Origin of the sequence: Haloplanus rubicundus (assembly GCF_003342675.1) — an archaeon.
Taxonomy (GTDB): domain Archaea; phylum Halobacteriota; class Halobacteria; order Halobacteriales; family Haloferacaceae; genus Haloplanus; species Haloplanus rubicundus.
The window spans coordinates 830,217-853,999 of sequence record NZ_CP031148.1; the positions used below are offsets into that span (position 1 = coordinate 830,217).

Below are 23,783 nucleotides of genomic sequence, written 5' to 3' on the forward strand. Positions count from 1 at the left end.
CCCGTCCCACGTCGAGACACAGTTAAGGGTCCGCGTCCGCTTTCTCGCCTATGAAGACGCTCAACCTCGTCGGCCCCGGTGCCGTGGACCTGGCCGACCGACTCGTCCCCCGACTCGACGGTCGGGTCGCAACCGTCGAACGGCTCCCCGAGACGGCCGCCCGAGACACCGACGCCGGTGCCGCCTACGGCCTCTCCACTGACGGCTCGTGGATCGGCGCGGGCGACGGCGAGACGCTTCCGGACCTGCTCGACTCGCTCGTCCCCGACTTCGACTACGCGCTCACGGTCGGCTTCGACGACGCCCGCCTCCCGACGGTCGCCATCGGCGACGCCGAGGACGACCCACTCGTGACGCTCCCCGACGCCGAGGCGGACCTCGACCCCGTCCTCGATGCCGCCGCCCACGTCGACCCCCGCGTCACCCTCGAATCGCTCGTCGAGCGGGCGAAAGCGTCGCCGCTCGCGGAACGCTCGGGCGCCATCGCGACGTTCACCGGCCGCGTTCGCGTGAAAGACTCCGACGACGACACCCGAACCACGCAGTTGGAGTTCGAGAAGTACGAGGGCGTCGCCGCCGACCGGATGCGGACCATCCGCGAGGAACTCGAAGCCCGCGACGGCGTCTTCGAGGTGCTGATGCACCACCGCACCGGCGTCCTCCGCGAGGGAGAGGACATCGTGTTCGTCGTCGTCCTCGCCGGCCACCGCGAGGAGGCGTTCCGAACCGTCGAGGACGGCATCAACCGCCTCAAAGACGAGGTGCCCATCTTCAAGAAGGAGTCGACCGAAGAGGAGGAATTCTGGATTCACGAGCGGGCCTGACGCCGGAAAACCGGCTTTTCGAATCGACTCTATTTCGAGATATTTATTCTGAAACAAATTCTCAAAAGACATCATAAAATGTCTCACGGCTTCGTGAAAGGTCCTGAAGAATTCACGAAACCCGATAAATCGATAAAACTGACCGAACTGCTCCGAACGTTCCTTCCTTTATAACATCCTCCGGGGTATACGATGGATCGAGGCGACAACAAATGAGCGCAACCGCAGATCCCTCCACCGAGACCGACGACAGCGCGTCCAAAGAGGACCGTCTGAAGGAGTACCTGCTCTCGAAGGCGCAGGACGGTGAACTCTACTTCAAGAGCAAGTTCATCGCGGACGAAGTCGGTCTCTCGCCCAAAGAGATCGGCGCCCTGATGGTCAAGCTCCGCGACTCCGCGACGGAACTGTCCGTCGAGAAGTGGTCGTACACGAGTGCGACCACGTGGCGAATCGAACCCGCGTAGGCCCCGCCTCGGTCCCCGCAGCGCACCTGGGCCTCACGTGGCGTGTCACACGACACTCCCCCCTTACTTCACGGGTTTTATACGACCGAGCGACGTATCCAGCATCGATGGACGCAGTCGATGGGCCGCCGTCTGACGCCCTGGAACCCGTGTTCTACGTCCGCGACACCGACACCGACGGGGACCGGATTCGCTACTACGGCGAACCGCTCGTCCCCCGTAGCTCGCTGGCCGACGAACTTAGCGAGCCGTTCCGTCGCGCCGGCTACCGCGTCGACCTCGAAGCCGGACGCGAACCGTACGAGACGGTCGTCGTCGCGACGCCCGCGGACGGCCGCATCGACGGCGTTCCGTGGACCAACCTCGCCCTGTTCGTCGCGACAGTCCTCTCGACGCTGCTCGTCGGGGCCGTCGCGTGGTACTACATCCCGCCGGGCGACATCGCCGCCAACCCCCTACTCGCCCTGCGGGCGTGGCCGTTCACCGCCGCCGTCCTCGGGGTGCTCACGGCCCACGAACTCGGCCACTACCTCGCCGGCCGCTACCACCGGGTGGACGTCTCCCTCCCCTACCTCATCCCCTTCGTCGTCCCCTTCGGGACGCTCGGGGCGATCATCCGCATGCGCGGCCGGATGCCCGACCGCAAGACCCTGTTCGACATCGGCGTCGCCGGGCCGCTTTCCGGCCTCGTGGCCACCGTCGTGGTGACCGCCATCGGCCTCTCGCTCGATCCGATGACGATCCCGCCGGACGTCCTCGACTCCTCGGCGCAGGTCATCGTCTTCAACAACCCGCCGCTTCTCGACCTGATCGCGACGGCGCTCGGCCAGCCGACCAGCTACGCCGACCCGACGAAGACCGTCCACCCCGTCATCATCGGCGGCTGGGTGGGGATGTTCTTCACCGTCCTCAACCTGCTCCCGGTCGGCCAACTCGACGGCGGGCACATGGTCCGGGCGATGCTCGGCCGACGCCAGGAGACGGTCGCGTCGCTCGTCCCCCTCGCGCTCTTCGGCCTCGCGGCCTACCTCTACTTCGTCCGCAACCTCTCGTTCAACGAGTCGGTCGGTCTCTGGGCCTTCTGGGGCCTGTTCGCCACCGTCATCGCCTACAACGGTCCCGCCCACCCGGCGGACGAGACGCCGCTCGGCTGGAAGCGTCAGCTCGTTGGCCTCCTCACCTTCGCGCTCGGCGCGCTCTGTTTCCTGCTCGTCCCCATCCAACTGCTCGGCTAGTGGCTGTAGCCACGGTCCGGGAGCGGGTCGCCGTCGGCGAGGACGCCACCTTTCGTCACCCGTCCGATCCGAGTGATCGGGGTGTCGAGCCACTCACGGTTCGCCTCGACGACAGCCCGCGGCCCCGTGAAGACGAGTTCGAAGTCCTCACCGAAAAACGTCGAGAGCTCGCGGCGTTCGGCCTCCCCGTCGGCGACGGCGTCGACGGCCCGGTCGACCGGGAGTCGGTCCCACTCGACGTCGAACCCGCAGTCGCTCGCCGCGGCGAGCTGGTGGAGCGAGCGCGCGAGGCCGTCCGAGGAGTCCATCATCGCGCTGGCGACGCCGGCCAGTTGCCGCCCGGCCGCGACCCGTGGCTCGAACCGGAAGAGTTCGTTGCCCCGGTCGACGTTCCCCCGCTCGAACTCGCGGATCGCCGCGCCCGTCCGCCCGAGCGTCCCCGTCACGTAGACGGCGTCGCCGGGCTCCGCGCCGTGGCGGAAGACCGGGTCGTCGGTCCGGCCGACGACCGCCCCGGCGACCGTGAACTCGTCGTGGCTGTCGAGGTCGCCGCCCACGTACGCGGCGTCGACCAGTTCGCAGACGTCGCTCGCGCCGTCGACGAACGCCTCGATCTCCGCGGGATCGAACGCCGGCGCGCCGTAGGCGGCGACGGCGGCCGTCGCCGCCCCGCCCATCGCCGCCACGTCCGACAGCGACGCGCCGACCGTTCGCCACCCCGCCGTGTAGCGGGTCGTGCCCTCGGGGAAGTCCGTCCGCTCGTGGAGCATGTCGGTCGTGATCACCAGTCCGTCGATCACCGCGGCGTCGTCGCCGGCCGCGTCGATCCGCCCGGCGAGCAGTCCCAACGCGCTCCGTTCGTCCATAGCCGGCGTTCGCGGCCGAGGGTAAAAAGACACGCCGATCCGGTGGGTTAATGCGTCGCCTCCCCCACCTCGAACGCATGGCCGGCGGACGAATTCGAGCGACGATACTCGGGTTCGCCGGCGCACTCGCCGTCTTCGCCGTCCTGTTTTCGGTCGCCGGCGTCGACGACTTGCTCTCGACGCTCGCGGGCGCCGACCGACGACTGGTGGCGCTCGTCCTCCTCGCCACGCTCGGTTGGCTGGCGGCGTGGGGGTTCTCCCTCCGGGTCGTCCTCGACGTTCTCGGCGTCTCGCTGTCCGTCCCGCAGGCCTTCCTCGTGTTCACCGGCGCGATGTTCGCGAACAACGTCACGCCGTTCGGGCAGGCGGGCGGCGAGCCGATCACCGCCCTGCTCATCTCGCGCGTGGCCGACACGGAGTACGAGAAGGGATTGGCCGCCATCGCCAGCGTCGACACGCTGAACTTCGTCCCCTCCATCACCATCGCCCTCGTCGGTGTGGGCTACTTCGTCACCGAAGTCGCGCTCGGCACGAACCGCCGCCTCGAACTCGCCTTGGCCGCGGTGGGGGTCCTCGCCGTCGGCGTCCCCGCGCTCGTCTACCTCGGCTGGCAACGCCGATACCAGCTCGAATCGCGGGTCGTCGGCGTCCTCACGCCGATCATCCGGCGGGTCGCGCGTCGGCTCCCCCGCGTGCCCGTCCCGACCGTCGGCGGCATCGAGCGCCGGATCAACGGCTTCTTCCGCGCCATCGAGCGGGTCGCGACCAACCCCCGTGGCCTCGCGCTCGCGCTCGCGCTCTCCGCAGTCGGCTGGTTCTGCCAGATGCTCGGGCTCTGGCTCGCCTTTCAGGCCATCGGCAACCCCATCCCGCTCTCCGTCGCGCTCTTCGTCGTCCCCATCGGCGCCATCGCGGGCGTGACGCCTCTGCCCGGCGGGGCGGGTGGCATCGAGAGCGTCCTCGTCGTCCTCCTCGTCGCCGCGCCGCTCCCCGGCGTCACCGAAGCCGTCGCCCTCGCCGCCGTCGTCGTCTTCCGCGGCGCCGTCTACTGGACGCCGACGGTGCTCGGCGGCCTCGTGACCGGCATCGTCGGGCTCCGGTCGCGGGGGTCGCGCACCTAATACGATGGGTTTAAACGCCGTCCGCGGGAATCCTGCGCCAATGGTAACCCTCTACGACGTGCCGGCGGACGCGCTCATCGATGCGCTCGCCGACCGACTCGAGGACCGCATCGAGGCCCCCGACTGGATCAACTACGCCAAGACCGGCGTCAGCAAGGAGCTCCCGCCCCAGCAGGACGACTTCTGGGCGACCCGTGCGGCCAGCCTCCTGCGGAAAGTCGCCGTCGACGGCCCCGTCGGCGTCGACCGCCTCTCGACGGCCTACGGCGATCACAACCAGGGCTCGACGCGCTACCGCGTCGCCGCCGCGCACGCCGACGCCGGCAGCAAGAAGATCATCCGGACCGCGCTCCAGCAACTCGAAGACGAGGGCCTCGTCTCCACCGCACAGGGCGAGGGCCGCGTCGCCACGCCCGCCGGTCAGAGCCTCCTCGACGAGGTGGCCGCCGAGGTGCTCGAGGACCTCGACCGCCCCGAACTCGAGAAGTACGCGTAGCTCCGCCCGTCGCACCCCGGTCGTGACCGACCGGTGGCACCTCCGAAATCGTTTTCACCGTTTCGACGAAATTCATACCCATGAGTGGGAACCCCGACGACGAACGAATCGAGGAGCTTCGACAACAGAAGATGCAGGAACTGAAAGAACAGGCCCAGGAAGGTGGCGGCGAGCGTGCGGAGGCCCAGCAGGCCGCCCAACAGCAGGCCGAGGCCCAGAAGCAGGCGCTCCTGAAACAGAACCTCACCGACGGCGCCCGCCAGCGACTCAACGCCGTCCAGATGTCGAAACCCGAGGTGGCCGAGCAGGTCGAACAGCAGATCGTCGCGCTCGCCCGCAGCGGCCGTATTCAGGACCGCATCGACGAGGACCAGATGCGCAAGCTGCTAAAGGAGCTCACCCCCGACAACAGCTTCGACATCCGTCGGCGATAACGACCACCCCGGGACGGTCCCGTTCTCGCCGTGCCGTCGATACGCCGAAGTGACTGCGCGCGAAAGCCGCGCTATGGACCTCATCGAGGCGCTGTCGGCCGACACCGACCTCGTCTGTGTCGTCGGCGCCGGCGGCAAGAAGACGACGCTGTACACGCTCGCGAACCAGTTGGACCGCGCCGTCGTCACCGCGACGGTTCGCATCCCCATCTTCGACGAGCAGGTCGCCGCGGTGCGTGTCACCCGCGACCCCGTGGGGGCGCTCCGCGACGCGGCCGCCGACGCGTGGCCGCTCGGTCTCGTCCCCGAACGGGAGCGCGACGACCGCTATCTCGGCTACGACCGCGAGACGGTCACGGCCATCCGCGCGACGCCCGGTCACGGGCCGGTGCTGGTGAAAGCCGACGGCGCCCGCACTCGCCTCCTGAAGGCCCCCGACGAGCGCGAACCGCAGATCCCCGCGACGGCCGACACCGTCATCCCCGTCGCCAGCGCCCAGGTCGTCGGCAAACCGCTCTCGGACGCCCACGTCCACCGCCCGGAGCGCGTCGCCGACCTGACCGGCCTCGACCTCGGCGACCCAATCGGCCCCGAGGACGTGGGCACCGTCCTCGCACATCGGCTGGGCGGGCGCAAGCGCGTCCCGCCGAGCGCGACGGTCGTCCCGCTGATCAACATGGTCGACGACGACGAGTTGGCCGAGACGGGCCGGGAGATCGCCGCGGCCGTCCACGACCGCGCCGACGTGCCGCGCGTGGTGCTCGCGCGGATGCTCGACGCCGAGGTGGTGGACGTGATCGAGTAGCCGGCGTCCGTCGCCCTCACGAACGCTCCTCCACCCGTCGCGTTCGGAACCGTTCGCGGCCCGATCGCACGTGGGTGTGCGATCGGTCCGGCAGTGGCTTACGAACGCTCCTCTACCCGTCGCGTTCGGAACCGTTCGCGGCCCGATCGCACGTGGGTGTGCGAGCGGCCCGGCAGTGGCTTACGAACGCTCCTCTACCCGTCGCGTTCGGAACCGTTCGCGGCCCGATCGCACGTGGGTGTGCGATCGGTCCGGCAGTGGCTTACGAACGCTCCTCCACCCGTCGCGTTCGGAGCCGGTTTCGGACCACTCGCCCGTTGGCGGGCGAGCGGTCCTTCGATGGGCTACGAACGCTCCTCCAACCGCCGCGCCGCGTCCTCGAAGTCCGCCCGTGTGTTGCAGTTCTCGAAGGTGTGGGGGACGCCGTGGTCGCGCACTTCGTCGGCGTCGACGACGACGAAATCGAGCTCGAACAGCGGCGCGACGATACGTTCTTCACCCTCCGCCAGCGCCGCCTCGCAGGCGTCGGCCATCGCCGCGGCGCGGTAGACGGCGTGGGTAGTCTCGAACCACTGCTCCGGCCGGGGGACCGCGGCGTCGTGACCCGCCGCGCGCTCGAACAGGTAGTCGACGAAGCCCGGATCGACGAACGGCATGTCGCAGGCGACGACGAAGGCGTACTCGCTCTCGACGGCGCGGAGCCCCGTCGCCATCCCCGCCATCGGCCCCTCGTCGGGGTAGTCGTCCTCCGCGAAGGAGACGGGAACGGCGGCGCCGTCGAGGGCCTCGGCTATCGCCGCGCGCTGGGCGGCGCGGCAGTTGATCACGACGGCGTCGACGGCCGGCGCCACGCGGTCGACCACCCGCCGGATCATCGGTGCCCCCGCGAGGTCGGCCACTGCCTTGTCCTCGTCGCCGAACCGCGTCGACCGGCCGCCGGCGAGCACGACGGCAGTACGCTCGGACATGACCCCAGCTACAGCATCCACCTTTTTACTTCGTCGGGTGACGCCCACCTTTTTACTTCGTCGGGTCGCGCTTCGCGCGACCGCTCCTCGCAAAAAGCTGGACCAAAAACCGCCGCGACTCGCTCGCCGCTCGTCGCGGTCGCTCGTGCTGGACCGTTCCGCACCGCCCCAAAGTCACTCGATCCCGTTACACAGATCGTCGGTAACGCGGGCGGCGGTCAGCGCCTCGACACGCCGCTCCCCGAAGACGTCGCGCGCGCTCTCGACGGCCGCGGGGTCGGGGTCGAACGCGAGTCTGGGGTAGGTCACGTCCGCGAGGACGAGCGGCGTCGCCGGGGCCGTCGGGACGCCCGCCGGCCCGTCCAGCGGCTCCGGGGCGAGGACGCGCTCCACCCGTTCGAGGCTGCTCTCACCGCTTCCCACGGCCCGCACCAGTCCGACGATGCGGCGGACCATGTGCCGGGCGAAGCCGTCCGCCGCGACGGTCAGGACGAGGAAGTCGCCGTCGCGGGCGCAGTCGGTTTCGAGGGTCCGGACCGTCCCCTCGTCGTCGGTCGTGAGGTTGTGGAAATCACCCTCGCCGGCCAGTCGGTCGAGCGCCGCACGCACCCGGGCGTCGTCGAGGGTCGGCCCGTACAGATGATAGCGGTAGGTCCGCCGCGTCGCGTCGTGGGTCGCGTGGAAGTCGTCGGGGGCGTCGGCGGACGCCCACGCTCGGACCGTCCCCGGCAGCTCGGCGTTGAACGCCGCGGGCGTGAGCCAGTCCGGCGCCTCGAAGGCGACGGTCTGGGCCAGCGCCGAGACGGCCGCGTCGGTGCGGCCGGCGGCGGCGTAGCCGGGTGGTACGTCGTCGCCGTCCAACACCCCGAGGGCACGCAGGGCGTCGAGCAGCGCGTCCTCGACGGTCGGCACGTCGGGCTGGCGCTGGAAGCCCGAGTAGGGGCGGCCGTCGTAGGCGACGCGGAAGGCGAGGGTCGGCATCGACGGGACTCGGATCGCACGGTAGTTAAGCGACACGTCGGCCGGGACGGCTATCGCCGCACCGTCACCAGTCCAGCGAGCCGCCGCTCTGGTACTCCGTCACCTGCGTCTCGAAGAAGTTTTTCTCCTTGTTCAGGTCGACCTGTTCGGACATCCACGGGAAGGGATTCTCCGTTTCGTACTGGGTGGGGAGGTCCAACTGTCCGAGCCGCCGGTCCGCGACGTGTTCGACGTACTCCGCGAACTGGTCGGCGCTCATTCCCAGCACGTCGTCCGGGCACGCCTCGTGGGCGTAGAGCTGTTCGAGTTCGACGGCGTCGGTCACCAGATCGATCACCTCCGCCTCGAACGCCTCGGTCCAGACGCCGGGGTTCTCGGCGCGGATCTGATCGATCAGGTCGACGCCGAACCCGACGTGGAGCGACTCGTCGCGCATGATGTACTCGAACTGTTGGCCGATGCCGACCATCTTGTTCCGCCGTTTCAGCCCGAGCATCATGGCGAAGCCGGCGTAGAAGAAGATACCCTCCATGATGACGTAGAACCCCACGAGATCCCGGAGGAACTCGCGCATGTCCGCGTCCGTCTCGATGGTGAACCCGTCCCGGTCGACGGTGCGGGTCAGATCGACGACGAACGCGTCCTTCTCCGCGATGGACGGAATCCGATCGTACATCCCGTACAGGTACTCGGGGTCGAACCCCAGGGAGTCACAGCAGTAGATGAAGGTGTCCGTGTGGATCGCCTCCTCGTACGCCTGTCGGAGGAGATACTGGCGGCACTCGGGTGCAGTCACGTACTCGTAGAGCGCGAGGACGACGTTGTTGGCGGTCAGCGACTCGGCGGTGGAGAAGAAGCCGAGGTTCCACTCGACGAGTTGGCGTTCCCCGTCGGTGAGCGCGTCGCCGTTCCACTGTTGCACGTCGTCCTGCATCGGAATCTCGGCCGGCACCCAGTTGTTCGCGACGCCGGCCTCGTAGTACTCGCGTGCCCAGTCGTAGTCGATGGGCAAGATTTTGTTCGGGTCGTGTTGATCGTCGGCGTTGACTAGTGGCATGGATGTGTGTGTGTTCGTCGGTGATCCGTTACTGACAGGCGTCGCAGGTGGGGTCCTCGACGCGGCACAGGTCGTCTCGATCGCCTCCGTCGGTCGCCGCCTCTCGATGCTGGGTCTTGCCGTACTCCGCCATGTCGAGGGTCGATTTCTCGACCTGTGATGCGCCGAGCGTCCGCAGGTAGTAGGTCGTCTTCAGGCCGAGTTTCCACGCGGTCCGGTAGACGTCGTCGAGGAGCGATCCGTCCGTACTCGGGAAGAACACGTTGTGCGAGACCGACTGGTCGATCCACGTTCCCCGTGCCGCAGTCAGGCGAAGCTGGTGTCGGGGGTCGATTTCGAACGCGCTCCGGTGTCGCTCCCGAATCTCCTCGGGGATGGCGTCGATGGCCTGAATCGAGCCGTCGTGGTACTTGATGCGGTCGACCATCTCGTCGTCCCAGAGGTCGCGCTCCCGAAGGTCGTCGACGAGGTGGTCGTTGATGACAGTGAAGTCGCCGCTCATGTTCGACTTGACGTAGAGGTTCGAGTACAGCGGCTCGATGGAGGGTGTCGTCCCGTTGATGGTCGAGATGGTCGCCGTCGGCGCGATGGCCATCGTGTTCGAGTTCCGCATCCCGTGTTCGTCGACGTGTTCGCGGACGACGAACCAGTCGAGCGTCTCCTCGCGGTCGGTCGGAATCTCGACGCCGCGCTCCGCCTCCAGCAGGTCGACGGTGTCCTGTGGGAGGAGGCCGCGGTCCCACTTCGATCCCTCGTAGGATGGGTAGGCGCCGCGTTCCTTCGCGAGTTTCGAGGAGTGCAGGATGGCGTGATACGAGACGAACTCCTGCCAGCGGTTCGCGAGTTCGACGGCCCGCTCGCTCGCCATCGGTACGTCCACCTCGATGAGCGCTTCGTGGAAGCCCATCGTCCCGAGACCGACCGGTCGGTGGCACAGGTTGGAGGCTTCCGCCTCGTCGGTGGGGTAGAAACACAGGTCGACGACGTTGTCGAGCATCCGCATCGCCGTCTCGACCGTGTCGGCGAGATACTCGCGGTCGAGTTCCCCGTCGACGACGTGGGTCGCGAGGTTCACGCTCCCGAGGTTACAGACCGCGTGCTCGTCCTGACTGGTGTTGAGCGTGATCTCGGTACAGAGGTTCGAGGAGTGAACGACGCCCTCGTGATCCTGTGGCGAGCGGACGTTACACGGGTCCTTGAACGTGATCCAGGGATGGCCGGTCTCGAACAGACGGGTGAGCGTCTTGCGCCAGAGGTCCGCGGCGTCCACCCGCTCGTACTGGCGGAGTTCGCCCGCGTCTGCCCGCCGTTCGTACTCGCGGTACGTCTCCTCGAACTCCTGGCCGTAGGTTTCGTGCAGTTCCGGCACCTCGTCGGGCGAGAAGAGCGTCCACTCGCCGCCCTCGCGGACGCGTTTCACGAACAGGTCCGGTATCCACGCCGCGGTGTTCATATCGGGCGTGCGCCGCCGCTCGTCGCCGGTGTTGCGCTTCAGGTCGAGGAACTCGGGGAAGTCGAGATGCCAAGGTTCGAGATAGCCACAGGCGGCCCCGCGTCGCTTCCCCGACCGGTTGATCGCGGCGGTCACGTCGTTGGAGATGCGGAGGAAGGGGACGGTGCCGGTCGACTCGACGCCCGTCGAGGAGATGAGCGACCCCGCGGCGCGGACGTTCGTCCAGTCGTTGCCCAGTCCGCCGCTCCACTTCGAGAGCTGTGCGTGGGACTTGTAGGCCTCGAAGATCCCTTCGAGGTCGTCGGGGATCGTCGTCAGATAACAGGAGGAGAGCTGTGGATGCGTGGTGCCGCTGTGAAACAGCGTCGGCGACGACGGCGTGAACTCGAGTTTCGACAGGACCTCGTAGAACTCCGTGGCGCGGGCCTGCGGATCGTCCTCGTCGAGCGCGAGACCCATCGCGACGCGCATCCAGAAGGCCTGTGGAAGTTCGAGGCGTTCGTCGTCGGCTGTCTTGAGGAAATAGCGCTGATAGAGCGTATCGAGCGCCATGTACTCGAAGCGTTCGTCCCGGTCGGGGACGAGCGACTTCGCGAGCGCATCGAGGTCGAACCGCTCGACCAGTCGCTCGTCGAGAATGTCGCGTTCGACGCCGCGTCGGACGTTCTCGACGAACGTCTCACGGTAGGCGCAGTCGAGGTCGAAGCCGTCGAGGTCCTCGCCGATGACCTCGCGGTAGTACCGCTGGCGGAACACGCCCGCGGCGATCCGTTTGTACGCGGGGTCACGCTCGATGCGGGCGGTCAGGACCTGGATAACGGCGTCGTACAGTTCCTCCTCGGTGGCGCCGCTGTAGAGGGATCGCTCGGCCTCGTCGACCAGTTCATCGACGGTGGCGTCGTCCAGTCTCGCCCCGTCGTCGGGGCGCGCTCGATGCAGTACGGATCGGATGGTATCACGGATCGTCGTCGATTCGGGATGACTCATGGTTCGATTGGGTCGCGGTGGACTCGCCGTCTGATGGTCCCCCGTTCCGGTCGAGGACGGCGTCGAGTTCGCGCAGGAACTCCTCGGGGTCGGAGAAGGCTTCGTAGACGGAGACGAACCGGATGTAGGCGACCTTGTCGACCGCGCGCAGTTCCTCGGAGACGAGGTCGCCCACGAGCGTCGTCGAGACGATTCGGGTCTCGCGCTCCCGGAGGGCGTCCTCGACGCGGTCGACGAGTGCCGTGACGGTGCCGTCGTCGACCGGCCGCTTCTCGACCGCCCGCTCGATCCCCGCGCGCAGTTTGTCTCGGTCGTAGGGTTCGATGCTCCCGTCCCGCTTTTTCACCTGCAGCGTCTCCCACTCGGGCCGTTCGTACGTGGTGAACCGAAACGAACAGCGCTGGCACTCCCGCCGTCGCCGAACCGTCATCGAATCGGTCGCACCGGTATCGACGACGTTGGTCCGGCCGTGGCCGCAGTCGGGGCAGTCCATAGTTGTCACTGTTCGAACCTCCAGACGCTTAACCCCACATGTAGGGGGTGACGATGTCCGACCGCAATATCTGGTGACCGATGGACGCTACTTAAATCTTACCAACGAATTTTAGATAGAACAAGTATAGTTGTTTTGAGGCCGAGACCGATGGCCGGTGAAGGTGTGCACCGCGAGGAGGTCGATCAGGTCGCTACGCCGTCACGGAAGTCACGCGAAGTCGTCGTACGTCGGCCGCTCCAGGTCGCCGGGGAACTCGTCGACCGGTGCGGTGGTCTGGTCGCCACTCGTCATCTCCTTGACCGTCACCTCGCCGTTTGCCAGGTCGCGCTCGCCGACGATGACGACCGTCTCGGCGTTGACGCCGTCGGCGTAGGACATCTGGGCGCCGAAACTCCGCCCCGCGAGGTCCGTCTCGACGACGTGGCCCCGCTCACGCAGGTCACGCGCCACCCGTGCCGCCGTGGATCGGGTGTCGCCCACCGAGAGGACGTAGTAGTCCGTCGACAGCGCCTCCTCGGGCCAGACACCCGCCCGCTGGAGGAGGAGCGAGAGCGTGGCGTGGCCGGGCGCGACGCCCACCGCCGGCGTCGGCTGGCCGCCGTAGCTCTCGATCAGGTCGTCGTAGCGCCCGCCGCCGAAGACGGCGCGGGACACCTCGCCCTGCGTGTCGAAACACTCGAAGACGGTGCCGGTGTAGTAGTCCAGCCCCCGCGCCGTCTCCAGCGAGACGGTGCAGTGGTCGCGGACGCCGAAGTCGTCGGCGGCGTCGAGGACGTTCTGGAGGTTCCTCACCGCGTCGGCCACCTCGTCGATGCCCGCGAAGTCGGTCAGTTCGCTCAGATCGTCGGTCGCCAGCAGGTCGTCGAACTGCTGGGCCTGATCGTAGGAGAGGCCGGCTTCGTGGAGCAAATCGTAATACTCCGCGGGTTCGATCTTCGCGGACTTGTCGACGGCGCGGATCGCTTCTCTCACACTCACGTCGGCGTCGAACGCCCGCAGGAGCCCCCCGAGGATGTCCCGATGGGAGACGCGGAACTCGAAGTCGGTACGTTCGAGGCCGAGCGTCGTCAGCGCGTCCGCCGCGTACGCGAGGATTTCGGCGTCCGCCTCGGGTTCGGCGGAGCCGAAGACGTCGACGTTGGTCTGGTAGAACTCGCGAAAGCGCCCCTGCTGGACCTGTTCGTACCGCCAGAACGGCCGCGTCGACATCCACTTGATCGGCTTCTGGAGCTCCTGACCCTTCGCCACCACCATCCGCGCCACCGTCGGCGTCAGTTCCGGGGTGAGCGCGACGTGTCGGCCGCCCTTGTCCTCGAAGGCGTACAGTTCCTCGACGATTTCGTCGCCGCTCTTGTCCGTATAGAGGTCGACGGCCTCCAGCGCCGGGGTGCCGATTTCGCGGAACCCGTACCGTCGAGCCGTCTCCTCCAGCGCGTCGGCGACGGCCCGCCGAGCCGCCATCTCCTCGGGGTAGAAGTCGCGGAACCCCTTGAGTCGGTCGTACATGACGCGTCGTCGGCGCCCGCCGCGCTTGAAACCTGTCCTTTCGGAAGCGGAAGCCCTTGCTCCCACGCGGAGGTTGAGACGCCCCGCCGTCGACCGACCGATCATGTCGCTCGTCTCCGCGTTCACCTCCGCTATTCTCCCCATCGTCTCGGTGATGGGGCTGGGCTACCTCCTCGCCTCGGTCCTCGACGTCGAGGTCGATCCGCTCAACTCCGTCGCCCTCTATCTCTTCCTCCCCGCCCTCATCTTCTACAGCATCGTCACGACGACGCTCTCCGGCGCGACGGTCGCCCGCATCTTCGCCGGCGTCGGCCTCTTCGTCGTCGGCACGATGGGCGTCACCGAACTCGTCGATCGGCTGCTCGGCGTACCCGAACCCTACCGGAGCGCGGACGTCCTCGCCGGATCACTCCCCAACGCCGGCTTCTACGGCATCCCGCTCGCCGAGTTCGCCTTCGGCGCCGTCGGCCGCACGACGGCGGTTATCTACATCACTGCGCAGGCGTTTCTGATGTACACCCTCGGCGTCTACGTCGCCTCCCGCGGCGGCGGCGAGGCGGGCATCGGCGCGATCAAGGAAATCTTTCGCCTCCCGCTGGTCTACGCCATCGCCGCCGCGGGCGTCGTCCGCGCCCTCGGCGTCGCGCCCCCCACCGACGGCACGTTCATGACGACGACCAGCCTCGTCGGCGACGCCTCCATCCCCCTGATGCTCGTCATCGTCGGCATCCAGCTTTCCGGCCTCGAATACGGAAGCGTCAGCCGGGTGATCCGCCCGTCGCTCGTCAAACTCGTCCTCGCGCCGGTCGTCGGTCTCGGCGTCGCCGTCGCCCTCGGCGCGTTCGGCGACCCCGCCGTCGCCCGGGTGTTCGTCCTGCTCTGTGCGACGCCCGTCGCGCTCATCCCCCTCGCGCTCACCCTCTCGTACAGCGACGTGCAAGCGCGCGACGGACTGTCGGCGTCGGAGTATCTCACCATGACCATCTTCGTCACGACCGTCGCGAGCGTCCCCGTGTTGACCGTCCTGATCACGATCCTGCGGAGCGGCGCCGTCTTCTGACCCCTGAACGCTTTTGCCCGTTCGCTCGGTCGTCCCTCCCATGTCGACAGCCACCGTTCGCGGGGCGATCAGGGGTATGGGGCATCGAGCCAATCCGGCCTTCGCCGTCGGCGCCGTCGCCGTTCCGGCCGTCGCGCTCGCCTACGCGCTCACCGTCGCGCCCGTCGTCCACCACATCTACGTCCACGTGATGGCCGGCGTCCTGTGGACGGGTATCGACCTCTTCATGGCCCTCGTCCTCGGTCCCGTCCTCGGCGGCCTGTCCGTCGAGGCCCGCGCGAGCGTCTTCGAGCGCTTCACGCCGAAGATGACCTTCCTCATGCCGTCGCTCGCCCTCGTCACCATCGTCGGCGGCGTCACGCTCGCCGATCGCCTCGGCGTTTTCCCCCACGCAGGGCCGTGGATCGCCCTCCTGACGCTCGCGACGACCGTCCCCGCGCTCCTCCTGATCGGCTGGCAGTTCGACGCCTTCGACGATCCGCGGTGGCTCGCCGCCTTCGCCGTGGCCCTCCTCGGCGGCGGCGCCTACCTCGCCGTCACCGCCGACGCCTTCGGCATGACCTCGCCCACGGTCATCCTCGCGCTCGCTATCGTCACCGTCCTCTCCGTCCTCGGCTTCGGCGTCCTGCTCCCCGGCGAGGTACGCATCTACCGTCAGCTGGCGTCGGGGAATCCCGACCCGGACGTGATCAGCCGAATCGGGATGCGCAACGCCCGCCTGAGTGGCCTGCAGGGCCTCTTTCAACTGGCCATCGTCGTGGTGATGGTCTACCTGCGGTGGCCGGCGGCGTGAGGCGGCCTCAGGTGAGCGCCGACCGTCCCGCGCCTAGGACGAACAGTACGCCGACACCGATCAAAATGAGTGGCTTGTTGGACCGCTTTCGTTCGAGATACCCCTGCTCCGGGGAGCCGGTCGGGACGTACACCGTCACCGCGGTGCCCGGTTCGTACCCCGCCAGTTCGGCTCTGGCGGCGCGTTCGGTGTCGAAGTCCCGCGCGAGCGGTCCCGGATAGACCTTCGACGAGGTGTAGTTCTCCCCCCGATAGGTGTAGTCGAACGTCGCCCGTGGGGTGTAGGAGACGCCGTCGTTCGAGTGTGTCTCGATGGTCGTGGACGTGATCGTGCCCTCGACCGTCGCCGCCGAGTCCAGTGCCGTCGACTGCGTGGTGTAGCTGTACGCGCCGAAGCCGACCGACGCGAGACCGAGCACCAGCGTGAGGGCGATGCCGAGTCGCCCGGAGGGCCCGCTGATCTGCATACGCGACCCGACCCGCGGCGTCCCCGTTAAACCCCGGGCACTGCTTCGCGCCCGGAAGCCGCCCCCCGCGACGAACGGGAAACCGTTTTGCCGGCGCGCATCCCCGCTCTCCCCATGTACGTCGACCTCGGCAACGCGCTCGACGCCGAACCACGCCTGACCCGTGAGGCGCTCGACCGACTCGACGAGCGCGTCGCCGACGCCCACGACCGCATCGCCCGCGGCCGCGAGCACGCCGACCACGGCTACGCGGCCCTGAACCTCCCCGACACCGTCGATCCGGACGCGATTCGGGCTTCCGTCGCCGACTTCGACGACCCCGCGGCCGTCCTGACCGTCGGCATCGGCGGGAGCGCCCTCGGCGCCGCGACGCTCGCCGAGGCGCTGGGCGCCGACTTGGCTCACTACATCCTCGACAACGTCGACCCCGCGCACGTCCGCTCGCTCCTCGATTCCCTCCCGCTCGCCGACACCGTGGTCCACGTCGTCTCCCGGTCTGGCACCACCGCGGAGACGCTGGCGAACTTCCTCGTCGTCCGCGAGGCCATGGATCGGGCCGGCGTCGACTGGACCGACCGCACGCTGGTCACGACGGGCGAAGACGGCAACCTCCGGCGCCTCGCCGACCGCCACGACCTGCCCGCCCTCGACGTGCCCGCGGGCGTCCCCGGCCGGTTCTCGGCGCTGTCGACCGTCGCCCTCCCCGTCGCCGCGCTCGGGGGGGCCGACCTCGACGAACTGTTGGCCGGCGCCCGCGCCGAGGCCGACCGGCTATCTGGGTCGCTGTTCGACGCCCCTGCCTACGCCTACGGCGCCGCCTGCTACGCGCTCGAACGTCGCGGTGCCGGCGTCAACGCCGTGATGCCCTACGCCGAATCCCTGGAGTTCTTCGCGGAGTGGTTCGCACAGCTGTGGGCCGAGAGTCTGGGCAAGGACGCCGTCGGGCAGACCCCCGCCCGTGCCCTCGGCGCGACGGATCAACACTCCCAGCTCCAGCTGTACCGCGCCGGCCCCCGGGACAAGCTCGTCACGCTCGTCCGGCCGCGCGAGCGCCCCGACGTGCCCATTCCGGAGACGGACCTCGACGGGCTCTCGTATCTGGGCGGCGGGAGCCTCGCCGCCCTGCTGGACGCGGAGTTCGAGGCGACGGAGGCCAGTCTCGCCGCCGCGCGCTGCCCGAATATCCGGATCGAGGTGGATCGGATCGACGAGCGCGGCGTCGGCGAACTGCTCTACGGGATGGAGGCGGCCTGCGTGTGCTACGGCGAACTCGCCGGCGTCGAGACGTTCACCCAGCCGGCGGTGGAGTGGGGGAAACGCGCCGCCCGCGGCCTCCTCGGCGGCGGCGACTTCCCGGAGGCCGAGGCGGTCGGCGAGAAGCGACGGCTGCTCGTGGAGTAGCCGGTCACCGATCCGACTGATTCTTACTTCCGGGGCGACTCTTCCCTCCATGGTCAGCGACATCCTCGCCCCCGCGGCGATGCTCCACCTGCTCGGCGGGCTGGTGCTCGCGACGCTCGTCCATCAGGACGCGTCGCTCCGGGGCCACCACCGGCCGCTCGCCCTCGCCGCCGGCACGCTCGTTCTCGGCGTCCTCGGCGCCGTCGGCTACTACGCCGTCCGGGAGCGGATCGGCGAGCTGCCGGCCGACGCGACCCGGGTCCGGGCGCCCATCGGGGCGCGTACCCGCGACCTGTTCAAGGGCGTCCTCCTGATCGTCGGCGCCTTCCTCTGTGCGACGGCCGTCGTCGGCCTCGGCGCGAACGCCCTCGTCGCCGCGGGCGTCGTCGTTCGCGACACCCTCGAATTTCGGGTCGTCGCCGCCGTCCTCCAGTTTCTCGGCTTCGGCGTCGGCGTCGGCGGCTACCTCCTCGTCACCCGCGACTGGGACCTCGTCGAGGTTCGCGTCCCGACGCTCCGGACCGTCGGCCTGATCGCCGTCGGCGTCGTCGCCCTCGTCCTCGCCCAGATCGCCATCGCCCGCCTGCTGACCGTCCTCGGCATCTCGGTCGCCCAGAACCAGGTCGTCGTCACCGGCCAGCAGGACCCCCGCTACTTCCTCTATATGATCCCCGTCGCCATCCTGCTGGTCGGTCCCTTCGAGGAACTCGTCTTCCGCGGTGGCGTCCAGGGCATCCTCCGGCGGACGTGGGGCCCCTCGGTCGCCATCGTCGTCGCGAGCGTCCTCTTCGGTCTCGTTCACTGGATCGCGCTCACCGGCGGTGGCGGCTCGCGAATCCCCTACGTCACCGTGGCCGCGACGCTCGGTCTCGTCCTCGGCTACCTCTACGAGCGGAGCCGGAACCTCGTCGTTCCGGCCGTCGTTCACGGTCTCTACAACACCGTGCTGTTCGGCGCGCAGTATCTGTCGGCGACGGGGATGGGCTGACCCCTCGCCGAAGCGCATCCGGACGACGGGGATGGGCCGACCCCTCGCCGAAGCGCATCCGGACGACGGGGATGGGTCGACGCGGGACGGAACCCTACCGTCCCTGAATCCCTAGCTCGTCGAACTGCGACTGCACCAACTCCTCCACCGCCTCCCAGTCGACCGGGGGTTCGTGCTCGTCGAGCGCCGCCTCGAAGCGGTCGAGCGAGTCGGCGACTGCGGCGCGTTTCGACTCGAACTCCTCGATGTCCGCCGCGGCGGCGTCGAGGCGCTCCGAACACGTCTCGTGGCGCGTCTCTAAGGCGTCGAGGCGGTCCCGGAGCGCCGACAGGTCGTCGTCGTAGTGCCCGTCCTGTCGCTCCAGCCAGGTTTCGAGTTCCGCCATGTCGGCGCGGAGTTCGTCGAAGACGAGCGCCATCATCCGCTGGAGGTGGTAGGCGGAGAGCCACGCGTCGAACGGCTCGAACCCGTCGGAATCGTCCGATTCGAGTCGGTCGAGGAGTCCCTCCGTGTTGTCGAGATACCGCTCGAACCCGCCGATTTCGTCGCCGAAGTCGTCGATGCGCGTCGCGGGGTCGTCGAGCCACGTCTCGAACGCGTCGAGCCCCTCCTCGACGTGGTGGTGGCTGTGGGCGACTTCGTGGACGACCCGCCCGGCTCGGCGCAGTTGCGCGGCCGCCTCGAACGCCGCGGCGGGCGAGTCCGGCCGCTCCGGCGTGGCGTCCAGTCGGTCGGCGGTCGTCGAGAGCGCCGACCGCATCGCGTCGATCTGCGACTCGTACTCCTCGATCCGCGCGCGGACCTGATTGGTCTCGCGCTCGGCCGGCCGGATCGAGTCCAGAAGTGCCTCGAACCGCGACTCGGCGTCGTCCACGTCCGCGGCCGTCGACCGGTAGTGGTCCCGACACGCGCGGTGCCAGTCCGCGAAGGCGTCGGCCGTGATTCGGCCGTCGTCGGCACGGTCCTCGATGGCCGTCAGCACCCTGTCCACGTCGGTCTCCGTTCGTTCCTCGGCCCGCCTGCGGACGGTCGAGAGGTCGAACGCCCGTCGGTCGTCGCTCATCACCGGGCGTTCGACGGGCTGACGTTTAGTGGGTTCGACCCCGCTCGACGGCGCCCGCATCGAAGACACCATTAGCCCTCCCGCCGACGGGTCGGACATGAGCCCGAACGAGGGCGGCGACGCCGGCAGTCACCCCAACGCCGCACAGGAGGTCATCGCCGTCGACGCCGACGACCAGGAGCAGGGCACCGTCAACCGCCTCGACGCCCACACGGGCGACGGGGTTCGCCACCGCGCGTTCACCGCGCTCGTCTTCGACGGCGAGGGGCGGATCCTGCTCGGCCAGCGGGCGCCGAACAAACGACTCTGGGACACCCACTGGGACGGGACCGTCGCCTCCCACCCCCGACCGGGACAGACCCAGAAGGAGGCCTGTCGCCAGCGCCTGGTCGACGAACTCGGCGTCACGTCCGACCAGTACAGCGACCTCCGCGTCACGGACAAGTTCGAGTACAAACGCTACTACGAGAACGCGGGACTGGAGTGGGAGGTGTGTGCCGTCCTGAAGGTGACACTCGACGACGCGACGCTCGACCCCAACCCGGAGGAGATCGCCGGCCGGCTCTGGGTCCACTACGACCACCTCCACGAGAACCCGCAGTCGTACCGGCAGCTCCGCCTCTGCCCGTGGTTCGAAATCGCGATGCGCCGCGACTTCGACTGATCGTGGCCGCCGCCGACTCCGACGACGCCCTCGTCCTCGCCCCCGGCGTCCGGGACGCTCTCCTCGACCACGCCCGCGAGGGGGCCGACCGCGACCCGCCGGCCGAAATCTGTGGCGTCCTCGCCGGCGAGCGCGGCCCCCCGGACCGCGTGACGGCGACCCGGCGCGTCCCGAACGTCGCCGCCCACCCGCGCACCGAGTACGAACTCGACCCCGCGGCGACGATGGCGGCCATCGACCGGGTCGAGGACCGCGGCGACGACGCCATCGGCTTCTATCACTCCCACCCCGAGAGCGAGGCCGTTCCCAGTGCCACGGACCGGGCGCGGGCGACGTGGTCCGGCTACGTCTACTGCATCGTCTCGCCGCCCGATTCGATCCGTGCCTACCGCTACGTCGACGACGGATTCGTCGAACTCCCCGTCGAGAGTTCCGAGTAAGCCGCCCACGACGCGTCCACCGACGGCGCCGTGATCTCTTCGCCGTCGACGTGGACGCCCTCGCCGTCGGTCACGCGCCCGACGCGCGCCGCGGGCGTACCTCGGTCGGAGAGCGCCGCGAGCACCGTCTCGGTTCCCTCGGGATCGACCGTCAGGACGAGCGACCCCGACGCCGTGGCGGTCCAGGGGTCGATATCGAGGGCGGCACAGGTTTCCGCGACGCCCGGCCGGATCGGCACCCGGTCGCGCTCGATTTCGAACCGGACGCCCGCGCCGGTCGCCATCTCGACGAACGCGCCGTGGAGGCCGCCCTCGGTGGCGTCGTGCATCGCCGTCACCGGTCCCGCCGCGGCCACAGTCATCGCGTCGCGGACGCAACTCGCCTCGTCGAGGCGGGCCTGCGCCGTCCGCAGGGTGTCCGGATCGAGGTCGATCCGATCGGGAAAGAGCGTCGTCAACAACCCGGTCGTCTCGACGGCCGGGCCGTTCGTCACCACCAGGTCGTCGCCGGGGCGGGCGCCGTCGGGGCGGATCACGTCCTCCCGATTCCCGACGGCGAGCGCCGTCGCCCCGCCCACCCACGGGAACGAACAGCCCTCGTACCGGGCGGTGTGGCCGGTGACGACGCTCACGCCGAGGTCGGCCGCCTCGGCGTGCATCCCCTCCCACACCGCCGCGAACTCGTCGTCGGCCATCCCGGGCGGGAGCGAGAAGGAGACGGCGAGGTGGGAGGGGGAGAGACCGCTGACGGCCACGTCCGCGAGCACCACGTCGAGGGCGAACCGGCCGGCGCGTTCGAAGCCGAGTGGGGGCAGGATCGAGACGGGATCGGTCGCGATGGCGACGGCGCGGCCGCCGATATCGAGGCAGCCGAAGTCGACGCCCGGCGTCGGGCCGAGGCGCACGTCGTCGCGGTCGGCGCCCAGCCGCGGGCGGACGTGCGTCTCGAAGAACTCGCGGTCGATCTTGCCGAGATCGGGCATACCGTCGCTCGCTCCCGACAGAGTAAAGGCGTAGCGTTAGTCGGCCGTGAGGTCGGCGTGTCGGTCGGCCAGCACGACGGCGACGACGCCGACGGCGACGCCACAGCCGACGACGCCGAGGAGCGTCCCCCGGACCGCGGCCTCGAAGCCGTAGCGGGGGGTCGCGAGCGCGACGGCGCCGCCCATGGCGACGGGCGTGAGCGTGCTGCCGAGTCGGCCGGCGGACTCGCCGAGGCTGACCAGCGACCCCCGGAGGTCGTCGGGCGCGAGCGTCGAGATGGTGCTTCGATAGAGTGTCAGGACGACGCCGAAGCCCGCCCCGACGACGACGGCGCCGACGCCGGCGACGGGGAGCGACGGCGCGAGCGCGACGCCCGCGAGGCCGAGTCCCGAGGCGGCCGTGCCCGCGAGGAGCGGCACGCGCCGCGTCTCGAAGGCGGCCGTGAGCCGTCCGACCTGCGTGCCACCGATCGAACTCGCCACGCTGGCGACGCCGACGAGCGCGCCCGCCGCGCCGGGCGAGCCGTCCAGAAACCGGACGACGACGATCGAGTTGTACGTCAGGAAGCCGAACCAGAGCACCGAGGGGACGGTCCGGCCGAGGAGGACGAGCCCCAGCCGCGGCCGGCGGAGCGCGGCCCCAAGCCGGCGAACGTTCCGGGCGGAGTCCCCGCCGTTCGTCGCCGTCGCCGGCTCCTCGAAGTAGACGTGGACGACGGCGGCCGCCGGCAAGCCGAGCGCGAAGAGTGTGAAGGGGTACTGCCACGCGAGCGCGACGAGCAGGCCCGCGAGGACGGGCACGAGGGCGAGCGAGAGGCCGACGGTGGTGAAGCGAACGCCCTGTGCCGTCGCCTCCCGGTCGCCGGTGAAGAGGTCGCCCGTGGCGGCGATGAGGACGGGCGCGATGCCCGTGAAGCCGATACCCTGCAGGAGTCGGAGTGCGAGGACCGTCCGGAAGTCGGCCGTGAACGCGAGCGCAGCACCGGCCGCGCCGAACGTCGCCAGCCCTGCGGTGAGGACGGGCTTGCGCCCGTAGCGATCCGACACCAGCCCCACGAGCGGGATGGCGACGATGGCCGGCGCGGTGAACGCCGCCATCACGAGGCCGATACGCGCCTCGCTCACGCCGTAGACGCCGACGAGCGAGTCGAGCAGCGGCGAGACGAGCGACGCGCCCATCGGGGAGACGACGCTGCCGAGGAGGATCACCCGAAATCGCGGGTCGGCCACCACGTCCGCGTCGTCGCCGACGAGTCTCGTTGCGAGGCCCACGTCCCCCGCAAACGGCGGCCGGATTTGAGGCTTCCCTTCTACGGCGTCGACCCGCGCGCGAACCCCTCTCGCAGGCCCTCGACGACGCGGTCCGGCCGCTCGTGGTGTATCCAGTGGGTCGCGTCGTCGACGAGGACGGCCCGCCCGTTACGGCAGTACGCGACGCTCTCCCGCGCCATCTCGGTCCGGAGGAAGTCGTCGCCCGTCCCCCACAGCACGAGCGTCGGCGGCTCGACCGGATCGGTGCGCTCCGGGAGCGGGTGGCGCGCGGCCGCCCGGTACCAGTTCACCATCGCCGTGGCCGCGCCCGGCTTCCCCCACGCCGCCCGGTAGCGCTCGAAGTCCGCGGCGTCGAACGTCCCCGGCCGACTCGACGCGCGCATCGTCCGCTCGAAGAGCCGCCAGTTGCCGGCGCGAGCGACGAATTCGGGCAGGCGGGGCACCTGAAAGAACCCCATATACCAGCTCCGCCGGCGCTGGTCCCACGACCGGCGGAGCGTCCGGGTCATGACCGTCGGATGCGGGACGTTCACGGCCGTCAGCGTCTCGACCCGCTCCGGTTCGTCGAGCGCCAGCCACCACGCCACGGCGGCGCCCCAGTCGTGGCCGACGACGTGCGCGGCGTCCTCGCCGACCGCGTCGATCAACCCCGCGATGTCGGCCGCGAGCGTCGGTAGGCGGTAGGCGGCGACGCCCGACGGCTTTTCGCTCTCGTTGTAGCCGCGCTGATCCGGGACGAGCACGCGATAGCCCGCGTCGGCGAGGCGGCGCGCGACGGGGAGCCAGCCGTACCAGAACTCGGGGAAGCCGTGGAGGCAGACGACCGGCGGGCCGTCTTCGGGACCGAGGCTGACGACGTGCAGACGGACGCCGTTCGTCTCGACGACGGTCGACGCGCCTTCGGACGGACGGGGGCGGGCGGGGTCGGTGGACACGTCCGGAGGTACGGCCGCGATC

Annotated in this window: 25 protein-coding genes; 13 read left to right on the top strand and 12 right to left on the bottom strand. The window is 69.4% G+C overall.

The genetic code is table 11. The features are described from left to right. Positions 1-50: 50 nt before the first annotated feature. The 3 genes from DU484_RS05155 to DU484_RS05165 all read left to right on the top strand — a co-directional run bounded on the left by DU484_RS05155 (position 51) and on the right by DU484_RS05165 (position 2,526). A complete protein-coding gene (locus tag DU484_RS05155) occupies positions 51-824 on the top strand; it encodes a molybdopterin synthase (protein ID WP_114605278.1) in 774 nt (257 codons plus the stop codon). Positions 825-1,036: 212 nt separating this feature from the next. Next, positions 1,037-1,291 carry a DUF7123 family protein gene (locus DU484_RS05160; protein WP_114585104.1) on the top strand — a complete coding sequence of 85 codons (255 nt, stop codon included), beginning with the start codon at positions 1,037-1,039 and terminating at the stop codon, positions 1,289-1,291. 107 nt (positions 1,292-1,398) lie between these two features. Then, on the top strand, positions 1,399-2,526 hold the full coding sequence (locus tag DU484_RS05165) for a site-2 protease family protein (protein ID WP_114605279.1): 1,128 nt from the start codon (positions 1,399-1,401) through the stop codon (positions 2,524-2,526). On the opposite strand, the gene thiL is transcribed toward DU484_RS05165, so the two are convergent. Then, positions 2,523-3,392, bottom strand: a complete 870-nt coding sequence (gene thiL, locus DU484_RS05170; protein WP_114605280.1) for a thiamine-phosphate kinase — start codon at positions 3,390-3,392, stop codon at positions 2,523-2,525. The two genes, DU484_RS05165 and thiL, sit on opposite strands and share 4 nt — an antisense overlap. A 77-nt stretch (positions 3,393-3,469) precedes the next feature. Here thiL and DU484_RS05175 point away from each other — a divergent pair, with 77 nt between their 5' ends. The 4 genes from DU484_RS05175 to yqeC all read left to right on the top strand — a co-directional run bounded on the left by DU484_RS05175 (position 3,470) and on the right by yqeC (position 6,248). Beyond that, positions 3,470-4,513 carry a lysylphosphatidylglycerol synthase transmembrane domain-containing protein gene (locus DU484_RS05175; RefSeq protein ID WP_114605281.1) on the top strand — a complete coding sequence of 348 codons (1,044 nt, stop codon included), beginning with the start codon at positions 3,470-3,472 and terminating at the stop codon, positions 4,511-4,513. 40 nt (positions 4,514-4,553) lie between these two features. Then, positions 4,554-5,009 (top strand): 30S ribosomal protein S19e, encoded by a 456-nt coding sequence (locus tag DU484_RS05180; protein ID WP_114605282.1) that lies wholly within the window; start codon positions 4,554-4,556, stop codon positions 5,007-5,009. Between the two features lie 80 nt (positions 5,010-5,089). Then, the gene (locus tag DU484_RS05185; RefSeq protein ID WP_114605283.1) at positions 5,090-5,443 is read left to right on the top strand and encodes a DNA-binding protein; all 354 of its coding nucleotides are present in this window, start codon (positions 5,090-5,092) and stop codon (positions 5,441-5,443) included. 73 nt (positions 5,444-5,516) lie between these two features. Further along, on the top strand, positions 5,517-6,248 hold the full coding sequence (yqeC, locus tag DU484_RS05190; RefSeq protein WP_114585110.1) for a selenium cofactor biosynthesis protein YqeC: 732 nt from the start codon (positions 5,517-5,519) through the stop codon (positions 6,246-6,248). 344 nt (positions 6,249-6,592) lie between these two features. On the opposite strand, the gene mobA is transcribed toward yqeC, so the two are convergent. From mobA to hisS, 6 genes are all read right to left on the bottom strand, one after another. After that, positions 6,593-7,216, bottom strand: coding sequence for a molybdenum cofactor guanylyltransferase (gene mobA, locus DU484_RS05195; protein WP_114605284.1), 624 nt, complete (start codon positions 7,214-7,216; stop codon positions 6,593-6,595). A 174-nt stretch (positions 7,217-7,390) separates the two neighbouring features. Continuing rightward, positions 7,391-8,197, bottom strand: coding sequence for a tRNA pseudouridine(38-40) synthase TruA (gene truA / locus DU484_RS05200; protein WP_114605285.1), 807 nt, complete (start codon positions 8,195-8,197; stop codon positions 7,391-7,393). A 64-nt stretch (positions 8,198-8,261) separates the two neighbouring features. Further along, positions 8,262-9,254 (bottom strand): ribonucleotide-diphosphate reductase subunit beta, encoded by a 993-nt coding sequence (locus DU484_RS05205; RefSeq protein ID WP_114605286.1) that lies wholly within the window; start codon positions 9,252-9,254, stop codon positions 8,262-8,264. A gap of 28 nt (positions 9,255-9,282) precedes the next feature. After that, the gene (locus DU484_RS05210; RefSeq protein WP_114605287.1) at positions 9,283-11,694 is read right to left on the bottom strand and encodes a ribonucleoside-diphosphate reductase subunit alpha; all 2,412 of its coding nucleotides are present in this window, start codon (positions 11,692-11,694) and stop codon (positions 9,283-9,285) included. After that, positions 11,663-12,187, bottom strand: coding sequence for a transcriptional regulator NrdR (nrdR, locus tag DU484_RS05215; protein WP_114605288.1), 525 nt, complete (start codon positions 12,185-12,187; stop codon positions 11,663-11,665). Before nrdR ends, DU484_RS05210 begins: the two co-directional genes overlap by 32 nt. 210 nt (positions 12,188-12,397) lie before the next feature. Next, a complete protein-coding gene (gene hisS / locus DU484_RS05220) occupies positions 12,398-13,696 on the bottom strand; it encodes a histidine--tRNA ligase (RefSeq protein ID WP_114605289.1) in 1,299 nt (432 codons plus the stop codon). 103 nt (positions 13,697-13,799) lie between these two features. Between hisS and DU484_RS05225 the strand changes: the two genes are divergently transcribed. Together DU484_RS05225 and DU484_RS05230 are read left to right on the top strand one after the other, a co-directional pair. Then, positions 13,800-14,756: an AEC family transporter gene (locus tag DU484_RS05225; RefSeq protein ID WP_114585117.1), complete on the top strand. Its 957-nt coding sequence runs from the start codon at positions 13,800-13,802 to the stop codon at positions 14,754-14,756. A gap of 76 nt (positions 14,757-14,832) precedes the next feature. Beyond that, a complete protein-coding gene (locus tag DU484_RS05230; protein WP_114585118.1) occupies positions 14,833-15,549 on the top strand; it encodes a hypothetical protein in 717 nt (238 codons plus the stop codon). A gap of 7 nt (positions 15,550-15,556) precedes the next feature. On the opposite strand, the gene DU484_RS05235 is transcribed toward DU484_RS05230, so the two are convergent. After that, the gene (locus DU484_RS05235; protein ID WP_114605290.1) at positions 15,557-16,015 is read right to left on the bottom strand and encodes a DUF3592 domain-containing protein; all 459 of its coding nucleotides are present in this window, start codon (positions 16,013-16,015) and stop codon (positions 15,557-15,559) included. A 114-nt stretch (positions 16,016-16,129) separates the two neighbouring features. Between DU484_RS05235 and DU484_RS05240 the strand changes: the two genes are divergently transcribed. Continuing rightward, positions 16,130-17,416, top strand: coding sequence for a glucose-6-phosphate isomerase (locus tag DU484_RS05240; protein WP_114585120.1), 1,287 nt, complete (start codon positions 16,130-16,132; stop codon positions 17,414-17,416). Positions 17,417-17,465: 49 nt separating this feature from the next. After that, the gene (locus tag DU484_RS05245) at positions 17,466-18,404 is read left to right on the top strand and encodes a CPBP family intramembrane glutamic endopeptidase (RefSeq protein ID WP_114585121.1); all 939 of its coding nucleotides are present in this window, start codon (positions 17,466-17,468) and stop codon (positions 18,402-18,404) included. Between the two features lie 94 nt (positions 18,405-18,498). Here the strand turns inward: DU484_RS05245 and DU484_RS05250 are convergent, their stop codons facing one another. Next, the gene (locus DU484_RS05250; protein ID WP_114605291.1) at positions 18,499-19,467 is read right to left on the bottom strand and encodes a hypothetical protein; all 969 of its coding nucleotides are present in this window, start codon (positions 19,465-19,467) and stop codon (positions 18,499-18,501) included. A 97-nt stretch (positions 19,468-19,564) separates the two neighbouring features. Here DU484_RS05250 and DU484_RS05255 point away from each other — a divergent pair, with 97 nt between their 5' ends. Then, positions 19,565-20,131, top strand: coding sequence for an NUDIX hydrolase (locus tag DU484_RS05255; protein ID WP_114587167.1), 567 nt, complete (start codon positions 19,565-19,567; stop codon positions 20,129-20,131). 2 nt (positions 20,132-20,133) lie between these two features. Continuing rightward, on the top strand, positions 20,134-20,571 hold the full coding sequence (locus DU484_RS05260; protein ID WP_114585123.1) for a desampylase: 438 nt from the start codon (positions 20,134-20,136) through the stop codon (positions 20,569-20,571). Here the strand turns inward: DU484_RS05260 and DU484_RS05265 are convergent. The 3 genes from DU484_RS05265 to DU484_RS05275 are packed head-to-tail and all read right to left on the bottom strand — an operon-like array spanning position 20,523 to position 23,761. Beyond that, a complete protein-coding gene (locus DU484_RS05265) occupies positions 20,523-21,554 on the bottom strand; it encodes an AIR synthase family protein (RefSeq protein WP_114585124.1) in 1,032 nt (343 codons plus the stop codon). The two genes, DU484_RS05260 and DU484_RS05265, sit on opposite strands and share 49 nt — an antisense overlap. A gap of 36 nt (positions 21,555-21,590) precedes the next feature. Continuing rightward, positions 21,591-22,826, bottom strand: a complete 1,236-nt coding sequence (locus tag DU484_RS05270) for an MFS transporter (RefSeq protein ID WP_114585125.1) — start codon at positions 22,824-22,826, stop codon at positions 21,591-21,593. Between the two features lie 38 nt (positions 22,827-22,864). Continuing rightward, positions 22,865-23,761, bottom strand: coding sequence for an alpha/beta fold hydrolase (locus DU484_RS05275; protein WP_245957288.1), 897 nt, complete (start codon positions 23,759-23,761; stop codon positions 22,865-22,867). Positions 23,762-23,783: the final 22 nt, after the last annotated feature.

Bases quoted from the DNA above. Each gene is read 5' to 3' on its own strand.
- DU484_RS05155 (WP_114605278.1), top strand. From the start codon at position 51: ATGAAGACGCTCAACCTCGTCGGCCCCGGTGCCGTGGACCTGGCCGAC.
- DU484_RS05160 (WP_114585104.1), top strand. From the start codon at position 1,037: ATGAGCGCAACCGCAGATCCCTCCACCGAGACCGACGACAGCGCGTCC.
- DU484_RS05165 (WP_114605279.1), top strand. From the start codon at position 1,399: ATGGACGCAGTCGATGGGCCGCCGTCTGACGCCCTGGAACCCGTGTTC.
- thiL (WP_114605280.1), bottom strand. From the start codon at position 3,392: ATGGACGAACGGAGCGCGTTGGGACTGCTCGCCGGGCGGATCGACGCG.
- DU484_RS05175 (WP_114605281.1), top strand. From the start codon at position 3,470: ATGGCCGGCGGACGAATTCGAGCGACGATACTCGGGTTCGCCGGCGCA.
- DU484_RS05180 (WP_114605282.1), top strand. From the start codon at position 4,554: ATGGTAACCCTCTACGACGTGCCGGCGGACGCGCTCATCGATGCGCTC.
- DU484_RS05185 (WP_114605283.1), top strand. From the start codon at position 5,090: ATGAGTGGGAACCCCGACGACGAACGAATCGAGGAGCTTCGACAACAG.
- yqeC (WP_114585110.1), top strand. From the start codon at position 5,517: ATGGACCTCATCGAGGCGCTGTCGGCCGACACCGACCTCGTCTGTGTC.
- mobA (WP_114605284.1), bottom strand. From the start codon at position 7,216: ATGTCCGAGCGTACTGCCGTCGTGCTCGCCGGCGGCCGGTCGACGCGG.
- truA (WP_114605285.1), bottom strand. From the start codon at position 8,197: ATGCCGACCCTCGCCTTCCGCGTCGCCTACGACGGCCGCCCCTACTCG.
- DU484_RS05205 (WP_114605286.1), bottom strand. From the start codon at position 9,254: ATGCCACTAGTCAACGCCGACGATCAACACGACCCGAACAAAATCTTG.
- DU484_RS05210 (WP_114605287.1), bottom strand. From the start codon at position 11,694: ATGAGTCATCCCGAATCGACGACGATCCGTGATACCATCCGATCCGTA.
- nrdR (WP_114605288.1), bottom strand. From the start codon at position 12,187: ATGGACTGCCCCGACTGCGGCCACGGCCGGACCAACGTCGTCGATACC.
- hisS (WP_114605289.1), bottom strand. From the start codon at position 13,696: ATGTACGACCGACTCAAGGGGTTCCGCGACTTCTACCCCGAGGAGATG.
- DU484_RS05225 (WP_114585117.1), top strand. From the start codon at position 13,800: ATGTCGCTCGTCTCCGCGTTCACCTCCGCTATTCTCCCCATCGTCTCG.
- DU484_RS05230 (WP_114585118.1), top strand. From the start codon at position 14,833: ATGGGGCATCGAGCCAATCCGGCCTTCGCCGTCGGCGCCGTCGCCGTT.
- DU484_RS05235 (WP_114605290.1), bottom strand. From the start codon at position 16,015: ATGCAGATCAGCGGGCCCTCCGGGCGACTCGGCATCGCCCTCACGCTG.
- DU484_RS05240 (WP_114585120.1), top strand. From the start codon at position 16,130: ATGTACGTCGACCTCGGCAACGCGCTCGACGCCGAACCACGCCTGACC.
- DU484_RS05245 (WP_114585121.1), top strand. From the start codon at position 17,466: ATGGTCAGCGACATCCTCGCCCCCGCGGCGATGCTCCACCTGCTCGGC.
- DU484_RS05250 (WP_114605291.1), bottom strand. From the start codon at position 19,467: ATGAGCGACGACCGACGGGCGTTCGACCTCTCGACCGTCCGCAGGCGG.
- DU484_RS05255 (WP_114587167.1), top strand. From the start codon at position 19,565: ATGAGCCCGAACGAGGGCGGCGACGCCGGCAGTCACCCCAACGCCGCA.
- DU484_RS05265 (WP_114585124.1), bottom strand. From the start codon at position 21,554: ATGCCCGATCTCGGCAAGATCGACCGCGAGTTCTTCGAGACGCACGTC.